Source organism: Mycobacterium sp. 1482292.6, assembly GCF_001672995.1.
GTDB lineage: Bacteria > Actinomycetota > Actinomycetes > Mycobacteriales > Mycobacteriaceae > Mycobacterium > Mycobacterium europaeum_A.
Window position 1 is genome coordinate 37,280 of record NZ_LZKV01000221.1, and the last position, 11,469, is coordinate 48,748.

General features: G+C 67.9%; 12 protein-coding genes. 5 read left to right on the top strand and 7 right to left on the bottom strand.

All coding sequences use genetic code 11. From position 1 onward, the window contains the following. Positions 1–18 precede the first annotated feature (18 nt). The gene (locus A5624_RS22765) at positions 19–1,200 is read right to left on the bottom strand and encodes an AAA family ATPase (protein ID WP_066871435.1); all 1,182 of its coding nucleotides are present in this window, start codon (positions 1,198–1,200) and stop codon (positions 19–21) included. Between the two features lie 33 nt (positions 1,201–1,233). Further along, positions 1,234–2,841, bottom strand: a complete 1,608-nt coding sequence (locus A5624_RS22770) for a Na+/H+ antiporter (RefSeq protein WP_066871547.1) — start codon at positions 2,839–2,841, stop codon at positions 1,234–1,236. Between the two features lie 99 nt (positions 2,842–2,940). Between A5624_RS22770 and A5624_RS22775 the strand changes: the two genes are divergently transcribed. Then, entirely contained in the window at positions 2,941–3,375 is a 435-nt protein-coding gene (locus A5624_RS22775) for a protease inhibitor I42 family protein (protein ID WP_066871438.1), read from the top strand. Between the two features lie 38 nt (positions 3,376–3,413). Then, positions 3,414–3,893, top strand: a complete 480-nt coding sequence (locus A5624_RS22780; protein WP_066871441.1) for a hypothetical protein — start codon at positions 3,414–3,416, stop codon at positions 3,891–3,893. A 3-nt stretch (positions 3,894–3,896) separates the two neighbouring features. Here the strand turns inward: A5624_RS22780 and A5624_RS22785 are convergent, their stop codons facing one another. After that, positions 3,897–5,189, bottom strand: coding sequence for an alpha/beta hydrolase (locus tag A5624_RS22785; RefSeq protein WP_066871444.1), 1,293 nt, complete (start codon positions 5,187–5,189; stop codon positions 3,897–3,899). A 189-nt stretch (positions 5,190–5,378) separates the two neighbouring features. Here A5624_RS22785 and A5624_RS22790 point away from each other — a divergent pair, with 189 nt between their 5' ends. Then, on the top strand, positions 5,379–5,735 hold the full coding sequence (locus A5624_RS22790; protein WP_066871448.1) for a type II toxin-antitoxin system HicB family antitoxin: 357 nt from the start codon (positions 5,379–5,381) through the stop codon (positions 5,733–5,735). A 13-nt stretch (positions 5,736–5,748) separates the two neighbouring features. Here the strand turns inward: A5624_RS22790 and fdxA are convergent, their stop codons facing one another. Further along, positions 5,749–6,075, bottom strand: coding sequence for a ferredoxin (fdxA, locus tag A5624_RS22795; protein ID WP_066871453.1), 327 nt, complete (start codon positions 6,073–6,075; stop codon positions 5,749–5,751). Positions 6,076–6,239: 164 nt separating this feature from the next. Here fdxA and A5624_RS22800 point away from each other — a divergent pair, with 164 nt between their 5' ends. Further along, positions 6,240–7,190: a LysR family transcriptional regulator gene (locus tag A5624_RS22800; RefSeq protein ID WP_066871455.1), complete on the top strand. Its 951-nt coding sequence runs from the start codon at positions 6,240–6,242 to the stop codon at positions 7,188–7,190. Here A5624_RS22800 and A5624_RS22805 read toward each other — a convergent pair. Together A5624_RS22805 and A5624_RS22810 are read right to left on the bottom strand one after the other, a co-directional pair. Continuing rightward, a complete protein-coding gene (locus A5624_RS22805) occupies positions 7,187–7,903 on the bottom strand; it encodes a sirohydrochlorin chelatase (RefSeq protein WP_066871457.1) in 717 nt (238 codons plus the stop codon). The two genes, A5624_RS22800 and A5624_RS22805, sit on opposite strands and share 4 nt — an antisense overlap. A gap of 7 nt (positions 7,904–7,910) precedes the next feature. Continuing rightward, positions 7,911–9,578 (bottom strand): nitrite/sulfite reductase, encoded by a 1,668-nt coding sequence (locus tag A5624_RS22810; protein ID WP_066871460.1) that lies wholly within the window; start codon positions 9,576–9,578, stop codon positions 7,911–7,913. Between the two features lie 285 nt (positions 9,579–9,863). Between A5624_RS22810 and trxB the strand changes: the two genes are divergently transcribed. Continuing rightward, on the top strand, positions 9,864–10,856 hold the full coding sequence (gene trxB / locus A5624_RS22815; RefSeq protein ID WP_066871464.1) for a thioredoxin-disulfide reductase: 993 nt from the start codon (positions 9,864–9,866) through the stop codon (positions 10,854–10,856). Positions 10,857–10,876: 20 nt separating this feature from the next. Here trxB and A5624_RS22820 read toward each other — a convergent pair whose 3' ends face one another. Continuing rightward, entirely contained in the window at positions 10,877–11,461 is a 585-nt protein-coding gene (locus A5624_RS22820; protein ID WP_066871467.1) for a TetR/AcrR family transcriptional regulator, read from the bottom strand. Between the last annotated feature and the right edge of the window lie 8 nt (positions 11,462–11,469).

The window sequence follows — 11,469 nt, forward strand, 5'->3', positions numbered from 1 at the left end:
CTAGTGGGCAATTTTCGCCTAGCGCGCGCCCCAGTCCCACCGGGGCGTGGTGATCAGAGTCTGGCCGCTGATGCGTGTTTCGCCCCAGTCCTTGTACAGCTCGATTTCGACGGCCTCGCCGTCGGAGCCCTCGCCCAGCGGACTTGTGCCCAGGAATTCCAGCAGCGTGCGGGAGTGGGTGACCACCACGACCTGGGTCTTGGCGGCGGTGGTGCGGATCAGCGAGGCCAGCGGTGCCACCAGGTCGGGGTGCAGCGAGGTCTCGGGTTCGTTCAGCACCATCAGCGACGGCGGTTGCGGGCTCAACAGCGCGGCGGCCCACAGCAGGAAACGCAGTGTGCCATCGGATAACTCGGCCGCGCGCAGCGCGCGCAGCATGCCGCGCTGACGCAGCTGGAGGTCGAACAACCCATCATGGATGGCCACCGAGACGGTGGCGCCGTCGAACGCTTCGGCGACCGCCCGGGTCAGGTCGTCGAACCCCGATTCGAGGATCGTCTGGATCGCGGCCGCGAGGTCGCTGCCGTCGTCGGAGAGCACCGGGGTGCGGGTGCCCACCTGCGGGTGGCGCGCGGGCGCCCCCGCGTCCACCCGAAAGCCGTCGTAGAACCGCCAGCCGCGCAATCGTTCTCGCACGGCCGCCAGCTCGGGTAGCGCGTGCGGGTGGGCGTACTCGGCGAGCACGCTGTGATACGACGGCAGGGTTCGGGACAACTCGTCGAAACCGCCGCCGGAATCCGCGCTGGCCTCGGCGAAGACGCGCGACCGTCGCACCAGCGTCGTGCTGGGCCGCAGCACCGGACCGGCGAACAGCACCTCGCGTTTGATCTCCGGATCGCGGGCGAACACCGACTCCCCGGCAGACTGCGGCAGGCCCAGATCCACCAGGTAGCCGAAATCGTCTGCGGCGAAACCCATTTCGAGTGACACGGGCCGGCTGCGCACGGTGCCCTCGGTTTTCCCGGAGCGTCGCGCGCCGGCCGGCTGCTCGGGGCCGGCCCACAGCACCGATTGCAGGCCGCCCTCGCGGGCCAGCGACCCGATCACCTCGCCGCGGCCGCAATCGGCCAGCAGCCGCAGCGCGCGATACAGCGACGACTTGCCGGCGCCGTTGGCGCCGGTGATCACCGACAGCCGGCCCAGCGGCAGGATCACCTCGCGCAGCGAGCGATACCCGCGGATCGCGACGGTGTGCAGCATGGGCCCGACTGTACGGTCGGGCACCGACGGGCCCTACTCCTCCTCGTCGCCGTCGTCGACCGCGGCGGCGAGAAGCTGCACTTCCTCGAGATCCATCTCGTTCTGCAACTCGCGCAACACGATGTCGTCGATCAGGTTCTGGTTGCGCAGCGCGGTGATCTCCCGGCGCTTGTGTTCGAGCACGCCCAGCCGCACCCGGCGGACCTTCTCACGACCCTTGAGGATGCGGGTGTCCGGCGAACCGTTTTCGGTCGCCAGGACCAACGCGGCCTTTTCCTCGTATTCCTTCTGCAGCCGCCGCCGCAGTTCGTCGCTGAGGCCGACCTCGTCGGCGACCGTGGGCAATGCGGCCAGGGCGGCCTGCGTGCCCCGACAACGAGCCAGTTGCAGCTCCTCGGCGTGGGTGGCGTCCTCGGGCATGTTCGCCCAGCGGACGACGGCGGGCAGCGTACTGCCCTGCACCAACACGGTCACCAGGATGACGACGGTGACGATGAAGATCAGCAGGCTGCGGTCGGGGAACGGCGCGCCGCTCAGCGTCGTTACCGGCACGGCCACCGCCGCGGCCAGCGAGACGGCGCCCCGGAATCCCGCCCAGACGGTGACGAAGCGTTGCCGCCAGGTGACCCGACGTTCGCGTTGCACCTCGCGGCGGTCGATGAGCCGGATCAGCAGCGTGGTGATTTCTCCCCAGAAGATGCGAGACACGATGACCACGCCGGTGATCACCAACGCCACGAACAAGGCGTGGCGAACTCCGCCGTCGACGCCCACGATGCCGCGCAGCGCACCTGGGATCTGGACACCGACGAAGACCCACAACGAGCCGTTGAGCAGGAATGTCGCGATGTCCCAGAAGGCGAAGGACTGCAGCCTGGAGCGGGCCCGGATCACCAGCGGGCTGGCGTAGGCGAGGACCAGGGCTGACACCATCACCGCGACCACGCCGCTGCAGTCCAACGACTGAGCCAGCAGGAAGGCCGCGAACGGCGTCACCAGGCTCAAAGCCCCTTCCTCCTGCGGTGCGTCGATTCGTTTGCGCAGCAGCGTCACCGCGCCACCGACCAGCAGGCCGGCGGCGATGCCGCCGAGGTAGGAAACGATGAACCGGACGGTCACCTCGGGCGGGGTGATCGAGGCCCCGCCGATCGCGACGTTGACGCTGACGGCGAACAGGACCAGGGCGGTGCCGTCGTTGATCAGACTCTCGGCCTTAAGCACCGTCAGCGATCGGCGCGGCAGCTTCTTGGCCAGACCGGCCACCGCGGCCGCGTCGGTGGGCGACAAGACCGCGCCCAAGACGCCGGCCGCGTGCGGGTTCATGCCCAGCGCCCGTGCCGTCCACGACACCGCGACCGCGGTGGCGATCACCAGGACGACGCTGAGGAAGACGATGATGCGCGCGTTGGCCCGGATCTCGCGGAAGCTGGTGTTGAGGCCCTCCCAGTACAGGATCGCGGGAAGAAACAGCAACAACACGATCTCGCCGTTGACATGGATGTGCGCGAAATGGGGGATCAGGCCCACCAGGACGCCCAGGAAGATGAGCAACACCGGGGGGCCGACGCGGTAGCGCCGTCCGATGACCGTCCCCACGATGACGGTGGACACCAGGGCAACGATCAGTTCGAGGCCAAACACCAGCCCATCCTGCCGGACGCCACGCATGGCGTCCTCGTCGCCTATCTTCGGTCTGGATCAGACCTATTAGGCTCCGGAGCGACACCGAAGGGGGATCTGGTGAAGGTCAGGCTGCTGGTGACAGTCGCCGCGCTCATGTTGTCGACGGTGGTGGGCTGCCACTTCGCCTCCAGGAACCCGCCGTCGACCAAAACGCTCCAGGTGCCCATGACCGACGTGCTGACGCAGAGCGAGATCACCCAGACCGTCACCCTCGCCGTCGGCAACACCCTGATCGTGCAGCTGGGTTCCAACTACACCACGCCCTACCGGTGGAACCCCGACACCAGGATCGGCGACTCGTCGGTCATCAAGCAGCTCAGTCACGAGTTCGAGCAGCCGGCCTCGGACGCCCTGGGGGCGCCGGGCACCGAGGTGTGGACGTTCAGCGCGCTGAAACCGGGGACCACCACGGTCAGCACGGCCTACACCAGCTTTGTGGGCAAGGACGCCAAGCCCGCGTGCACCTACACGCTGACCGTCACCGTGCAATAAGGCTGCGGGCTCATCGGTCGTCGGGCTACGGTCTGGTCGTGTTCGGATTTCTTCGCAACCTGACCCAAATCGGCCAGCTGCCCGCGCCGTTGCGCGAGGAACTCGAAGCCGAGGGGATCACCTTCAGCGCGGGACGGGTCGGGGTGGTCCGGCACTTCAGTGGCCATGTGCCCGGGGTGTATTCGGCCTCCGGGGTCTCCCGCTATACGGGCGGGTTCGCGTTCAGCGCCGCGCGGATCGTCGCCACCTTCCCGGCCCGCGGTGACGCCAACCTGCGCTCCATCGACTGCCCCTGGGATACCGACAAGGGTCCGGCGCGGGCCACCATCACCAACAAGGGCCTCGGGATCGACATCGATCTCCGCGGCGTCGACCCGGCCTTCAGCGGCTCGATGCGGCTCAACTACAAGAAGAAGATTCCCGACGAGGTGCTCGAAGCCCTGCCCCGGACGGCGCTGCGAGTGCCGGTGGACCCGGTGTTCGTGTACCGGGCGGCCGGCGTGCGTCCCAAGGCCTGACCCCTACGAAACCTCCGGCGCCGCAAGCACATCGGCGCGCAGGTGCGCCGCATAGACCTCGGCGAGGAACTGCTCGACGGCGACCGCGGTGTGCGCGGCGCGGACCGAGCCGAAGATGTCGAAAGCGTGTTGGGTGAATGGCAATTCGGCGTAGACCACCGGTTGGGCACTGGTTTTCCGCAGCTGTTCGACGAGCGTGCGGGCCTGCTCGACGTAGGCCAGCGAGTCGTTGCGCCCGTGCAGGACGAAAAACGGGGGAGCGTCGGGGTTGAAGTGGTTGACCGGTGACGCGGCTTCGAACGTCTGCAGGTGCGTGTCGGGCTTCTGCTTGATGATCGACTTGATCAGCAGCCCCGGCATCATCGGATGCAGCGTCTTGTCGAATCGGGTGAAGTCGTAGATGCCGTAGAACGGCACGGCCGCTTGCACCCGGGTGTCGGCGTCTTCGAAACCCGGTTGGAACTGCGGGTCATTGGGCGTCAGCGCGGCCAGCGCCGACAGGTGGCCGCCGGCCGAGCCGCCGGTGATGACGACGAAGTCGGGGTCACCGCCGTATTCGGCGATGTGCTCTTTGACCCAGGCGAGGGCGCGCTTGACGTCGACGATGTGGTCGGGCCAGGTGTTGCGCGGGCTGTGCCGGTAGTTGATCGCCACGCAGACCCAGCCCAGCTCGGCGAGGTGGCTCATCAACGGATGCGCTTGTCCCCGTTTGTTTCCCGTCGTCCAGGCGCCGCCCGGGATCTGGAAGAGCACCGGCGCCTTGCCGGCCGGGTCCAGGTCGGGACGGCGCCAGATGTCGAGGTGGTTGGCGCTGCCGTATTCGCCGTAGCTGATGTCGGAGTCGTGGGCGTAGTCGCGGTAGATTCGCAGCATCCTCAGGAGACCTGGCGTCTTGGCGGTGCCGGCGCCGGCGGGCCGGCGCCACAGACCCCTCGTCTCGGTGAGCCGATCGGGCCCCAGTCCGTCGTCCAACGCCTCGGTTAGCGGGACGTTGGCTCGATGGCCCGCGCGGCTGAGGTTCAACAGGCCGAGGGCCGAGAGGCCGGCGACGACCCACGCGATGATGCGCAGCGGCGGGTTGATGCGGCGGCCGGTCACCGCCAGTCCGGCGAGCTGGCTCAGCAGCGTCTGCAGCGGTAATTCGGTGACGACGAGGCCGAACATCCAGGAGTACAGCGACGGGAATCCGCCGCGCGCCAAGGGTCGGTAGGCGTTGACGGTGGACGCGGCGGTGACGGTGGTGACCGCGGCCGCCCCTATGTGCCGGATGACGTGGAGGATTCTCGCTGTCCGCATGGCCTCACCTTACGAGTAGCTGACTCTCGGATTCGCTAGCGCATCTGCTAGCGGATTTGAGAAGGGCTTTGTCGTCTCGGAGAGGTGCGGCACCCACCAGCCCGCCGCCTCGCCCCAACACCGTGCGCACCTCTCCGGGTGGGGATGAGTGACTCGCGAAACCGCTAGCACCCGTGCTACCAACCCGGCGTGAACCACTACACCTACCGCGTCGCGTGGTCGCCGTACCACGGCCAATATGTCGGCACCTGTCTCGAATTGCCGTTCATGCGGCGCGAAGCGCCGACCGCGCAAGAGGCCATCGGCGAAATCGAGACGGCCGTCGACCGCCACGTCGAAATCATGTTGTCGACCGGCGAAACGGTTCCGACCCCCATGGCGGACCGCCGCTACAGCGGCACGATCGTGATCAGGACCTCCCCGGAGCTGCACAGCCGCCTCGCGGTCGAAGCCGCCGAACAACAGGTCTCGATGAACCAGTGGGTGGTGCAGCAGCTTTCGGGCCGGCGGCCCAGCGACACGTTCGGGCTCTCCGGCTGGGATTAGCGGCCCGCGACGGCTAGGACGCTTCGGCTCTGCTCTCCAGCTCCTTGACCGGGGCGGGGTCGTTCTCGGTCAGCCCGACCTTCGCCGCGCCGCCGGGCGAGCCGAGCTCGGTAAAGAAATCGGCGTTGATCTGCAGGTATTGGCTGTGCTCGTCGGGCAGGTCGTCCTCGTAGAAGATGGACTCGACGGGGCACACCGGCTCGCAGGCACCGCAGTCGACGCACTCGTCGGGGTGGATGTAGAGCATCCGCGCGCCCTCGTAGATGCAGTCGACGGGGCATTCCTCGATGCACGCCTTGTCTTTGATGTCCACACAGGGTTCGGCGATCACGTAGGCCACGGGGGTTGTCCTTCCTTCTGGCTAGCGGGGTCAGCCGGGTGCGGCCGTCAAAACACGGTCAGGCTGGCTAATTTAGCGGCTCGTGCCGGGCGTGAGTAGAGGTGCGGCGTTGTGGTGTCACAAGCTATAGTTGTGTCACACGATTTGATTGTGAGCCGCCGCCCATGCCCCTCAGCCCCCGGCTGCCCGAACTCGCGTCGTTCGAGGCGTTTCTGGCGATCGCCGAGACCGGCAGCCTCGGGCGGGCCGCACGCCAACTCGGGCTGACCCAGCAGGCCATTTCCCGCCGGCTCGCCACCATGGAGGCCCAGATCGGCGTGACGCTGGCCGTGCGCACGACGCGCGGCTCGCAACTTACGCCCGCCGGGCTGATCGTCGCGGACTGGGCGACCCGTCTGCTCGAAGTCGCCAACGAGGTCGACGCGGGTCTCGGCTCGCTGCGCAAGGAGGGCCGCGAACGCATCCGCGTGGCGGCCAGCCAGACCATCTCCGAACAACTCATGCCGCACTGGCTGCTGTCCCTGCAGGCCGAGGCGGCGCGGCACGGCGACACCGCGCCTCAGGTGATCCTGACCGCCACCAACAGCGAGCACGCCATCGCCTCGGTCCGCGACGGCAGCGCGGATCTCGGATTCGTCGAAAACCCGGGCACGCCAAAGGGTTTGGGCAGCTGCGTGGTGGGGGAGGACGAGCTGGTGATCGTGGTTCCGCCCAATCACAAGTGGGCGCGACGGTCGCGGGTGGTGACCGCGCGCGAACTCGCGCAGACGCCGTTGGTGGCCCGGGAACCCCATTCGGGTATCCGCGATTCGCTGACGGCCGCGTTGCGCAAGGTGCTCGGCGAGGACATGCAGCAGGCCACACCCGTGCTGGAGCTGACCTCCGCGGCGGCCATGCGCGCCGCCGTGCTCGCCGGCGCGGGCCCGGCCACCATGAGCCGGCTGGCGGTCGCCGACGACCTGGCGGACGGGCGGCTATACGCGATCAACATCCCGGAGTTGGATCTGCGGCGCAAGTTTCGGGCGATCTGGATCGGCGGGCGCACGCCGCCACCGGGAGCGATCCGCGACCTGCTCAGCCACATCACCAGCCGCACCGCGGCCGCGAAAGCTTAGGCCGCGGCGTCGTCGGCCAGCGCCTCGTCGTAGCGGTCCAGCACCGTCTCGGCCACCAGCCGGTGCGACCCCAGCGGCGCCGCCATCGCAATGTCGTTGTCGCGGGCGAACTTTGACACGCCATCGGTGATGAAGCCGGGCGCCAAGAACCACGGCGCGATGACCAGCCGGCGCGCGCCGCGGCGGCGCAACTGGTCGGCGGCGTGGGCCACCGACGCCTCGGGCCGGGTGGCGAATGCGGTTGTGGCCGCGGCCCATCGGGTCCCGGCGGCCAGCCGGCCCGCCACCTTCGCGGTGCGCGCGTTGGCGGCGAGGTTCGACGAGCCGATCGCGACCACCATCACCCCGAGATCGTCGTCATGTGGCGACACCCCGACCTCGGCCAGGCGTTCGCGCAGCACCGAAACCAGCCGATCGTCCTCGCCGAGCACGTCGGACTGCCTGATGCCGTGCGCTCCGGCATCGGCGATCTGCTGGGGAATGTCCAACCGCGCGTGATAGGCGCTGGCCAGCAGGAAGGGGGCGACCACCGCGCGGCGGCTGTCCGGCAACCCGGCCAGCACGTCGACGAAGTTCGGGGCGTTGAGTTCCAGGAACGCCAGCCGCACGTCGAGGTCCGGCCGCATCCGCGAGAGACGGTCGGCCACGGCTTCGGCGTTGGCGCCCGACCGGGGGTCGCGGCTGCCGTGCGCGGTGAGTACGAGCGTGTTCATCGAATCCTCAGCGCAGCTCGTCCTCGTCGGCGCGCAGCGCCCAGGAGGCGAACGTCTCGCCGTCCTCGCGGCCGTCCAGGTACTTGCGGGTGACCCGGTCGATGTAGTCGCCCAGTTCGGCGCTGGTGACCTTGTGCTGGCGCAGTTTTCGGCCGAAGCCGCTCTGCTCGCCCAGGCCGCCGCCGAGGTGCACCTGGAAGCCCTCGACCGAATTGCCGTCGCCGTCATCGATCCACTGCCCCTTGAACCCGATGTCGGCCACCTGAATTCGGGCGCACGAGTTGGGGCATCCGTTGAGGTGCACGCTGATCGGCAGGTTGAGCCTGGAATCGACGTCGGCCAGGCGCTGTTCCAGCTCGGGCACCAAAGTCTGTGCGCGCACCCGGGTTTCGGCGAACGACAGCTTGCAGTACTCGATTCCGGTGCACGCCATGGTGTTCTTGCGCCACGACGACGGCCGTGACGGCAGGCCCAGCGCGTCCAGGCCGGCGACCAGTTCGTCGACCTTGTCGTCGGGAACGTCGAGGATGACCAGCTTCTGGAAAGGGGTCCACCGGGCCCGGTCGGAGCCGGCCTTCTCCATCAGGTCGGCCACCGCCGACAGGGTGCTACCCGTCACCCGCCCGACGATCGGCGCGACGCCAACGGCGTTGAGCCCGTTCTTGATCCGCTGCACCCCGACGTGGTCGATGGTGTGCTTGACCGGCGCGGGCGCCGGCCCGTCGATCAACCGGCGGTTGAGGTATTCGGTTTCCAGCACTTCGCGGAACTTCTCCACGCCCCAGTCCTTGACCAGGAACTTCAGCCGGGCCTTGGCGCGCAGCCGCCGGTACCCGTAGTCACGGAACAGCTGGGTGACGCCCTCCCAGACGTCGGCGACCTCGTCCAGCGGCACCCACGCGCCGAGGCGCTGGGCCAGCATCGGATTGGTCGACAGGCCGCCGCCCACCCACAGGTCCAGGCCGGGCCCGTGTTCGGGGTGGTTGACGCCAACGAACGCGATGTCGTGGGTCTCGTGGGAGACGTCCTGCAAACCGGACACCGCGGTCTTGTACTTGCGCGGCAGGTTGGCGTACTCGGGGTTGCTCAGCGAGCGGCGGACGATCTCGTCGATCGCGGGCGAGGGGTCGAGGATCTCGTCGAGCGAGTCGCCGGCCAGCGGCGACCCGTGGATGCCACGCGGGCAGTCGCCGCAGGCCTCGGTGGTCTGCAGCCCCACGGATTCGAGCCGGCGCCAGATCTCGGGGACGTCCTCGATGCGGACCCAGTGCAGCTGCAGGTTTTCCCGGTCGCTGATGTCCGCGGTGTCGCGGGCGAATTCGGTGGAGATCTGGCCCAGGGTGCGCATCGTGTGCGCGGTCATCGCCTTGCCGTCGGAGCGGACCCGCATCATGAAGTACTTGGCTTCGATCTTGTCGGTGTTCTCGTCACCGGTCCAGCTGCCGTCGTAGCCCTGCGCGCGCTGGGTGTAAAGGCCCATCCAGCGGAACCGCCCGCGCAGGTCGTCCTTGGCGATGCTGTCGAAGCCCTCTTTGGCGTAGACGTTGATGATGCGGTCGCGCACGTTCAGCGGCGCGTCGTCGGACTTGAACTGCTCGGCGTGGTTGAGCGGTTCGCGATCGCCGAGGGCCCACTGACCGTCGTTGCGTGTCTTGACGGGACGTGCGGTGGTCATATGGCGTTCTCATTCCTCGCGGCGACGCATTGTCTGCGGTTATGCGGCCACAGGATGGGCTGTCGGGCCGCGGCATCGCGATGATGTTGGGTCTTTTGGCACCCGCAAGTTCGTCGTTGGACCCACGGGTCGCGATTTCCATGGTGCACCAGTTACGACGGCGTCAGTAGAGGTCATGTGTTGTGAAGGCACAACCGCGCGTTGTGTGCGCTGCTTCACGTCTTTGCCTTGGCGGCCAGCGGGATTGGGCCGGCGTTTGCCGGACTCGCAGTAGGGTGGCCGCTTATGAGCACCTCCGACGTCCACGACGTGATCGTTATTGGTTCGGGTCCTGCTGGGTATACCGCGGCGTTGTATGCGGCGCGGGCGCAGTTGGCGCCGGTGGTGTTTGAGGGGACGTCGTTTGGTGGGGCGTTGATGACGACCACCGAGGTGGAGAATTTCCCGGGTTTTCGGGACGGGATCACGGGTCCGGAGTTGATGGATCAGATGCGTGAGCAGGCGCTGCGCTTTGGGGCCGATCTGCGGATGGAAGACGTCGACTCGGTCTCGTTGCAGGGTCGAATCAAGTCGGTGACCACGGCCGAGGGTGAGACGGTGCGCGCGCGGGCGGTGATCTTGGCCATGGGGGCGGCGGCCCGGTATTTGGGGGTGGCTGGTGAGCAGGAGTTGTTGGGCCGCGGGGTGTCCTCGTGTGCGACTTGTGATGGGTTCTTTTTCAAGGACCAGGACATCGCGGTGATCGGGGGTGGGGATTCGGCGATGGAGGAGGCCACCTTTTTGACCCGCTTTGCCCGCAGTGTGACGTTGGTGCATCGGCGTGCGGAGTTTCGGGCGTCGCGGATCATGCTCGAACGGGCCAAGGCCAACGACAAGATCACCATCCTGACGAACAAGGCGGTCGAGGCCGTCGAGGGTGAGTCCACGGTGACGGGTTTGCGGGTGCGCGACACGCTCACCGGGGAGGTGTCGAGGTTGCCGGTGACCGGGGTGTTCGTGGCCATCGGTCATGACCCGCGTTCGGAGTTGGTGCGTGAGGTGGTCCAGACCGACCCCGACGGTTATGTGCTGGTCCAAGGCCGCACCACGAGTACATCGATTGAGGGGGTGTTCGCCGCCGGGGACCTGGTGGATCGCACCTACCGCCAAGCCATCACCGCCGCGGGCAGCGGCTGCTCGGCCGCCATCGACGCCGAACGCTGGCTCGCCGACCACGAAGAAACCGACGTGGATGCGTCCGTCACGCCGGCGATCGGTCGAGAGCCGTTGCGTAGCTGAGGTTTTCAGGCCGAGGTTGTCTAACGCCGCGACGTGAGATGGGCGGTGACGACCGGCGTCACCCGCGCGATCAGTTCGTCCACCGGGGCGGACGCGATCGGCTCGACCTGTAGGACATGGCGCAGGTAGGCGATGCCCAGGAGTTGGGCCATGGCCAGATCGATGCGCAGTTCGGTGTCCGACCCGGACAGCAGCATGGCCATCTCCGGGTACAGCTGACCCTGAATGAACTGGCGCACCAGCGTGGCCGACTCTTCGTGGGTGGCCGCACCCCGCAGGATCGCCAGTAGCGAAGCGCGGGAGTCCGGCTGCTCCCATGCCGCGAAGAACACCCGCGTCAGGCGCTCACCGATTTGCTTGCGATCGCCGCCAGCGATGCGTTCGCTGATTTCGGCCGGATCGAACGGCCAGCCCATGGTGGACCGGAACAGCTCGGCCTTGCTGCCGAAATAGTGCCGGATCAGCGCCGGATCGACGCCGGCGCCGGCGGCGATGTCGCGGACCGAGGTCTTGTCGTATCCCGAATCGGCGAACAGCCGTCGGGCGGTCGCCACGATGTCGTTGCGGGTGTCCGGGTTGCCCGGGCGTCGTCCGATGGGGGGCACAGTCTAGA

Coding starts and splice junctions, on each gene's coding strand:
- A5624_RS22765 (WP_066871435.1), bottom strand. CDS start 1,200: ATGCTGCACACCGTCGCGATCCGCGGGTATCGCTCGCTGCGCGAGGTG.
- A5624_RS22785 (WP_066871444.1), bottom strand. CDS start 5,189: ATGCGGACAGCGAGAATCCTCCACGTCATCCGGCACATAGGGGCGGCC.
- A5624_RS22800 (WP_066871455.1), top strand. CDS start 6,240: ATGCCCCTCAGCCCCCGGCTGCCCGAACTCGCGTCGTTCGAGGCGTTT.
- A5624_RS22805 (WP_066871457.1), bottom strand. CDS start 7,903: ATGAACACGCTCGTACTCACCGCGCACGGCAGCCGCGACCCCCGGTCG.
- A5624_RS22810 (WP_066871460.1), bottom strand. CDS start 9,578: ATGACCACCGCACGTCCCGTCAAGACACGCAACGACGGTCAGTGGGCC.
- trxB (WP_066871464.1), top strand. CDS start 9,864: ATGAGCACCTCCGACGTCCACGACGTGATCGTTATTGGTTCGGGTCCT.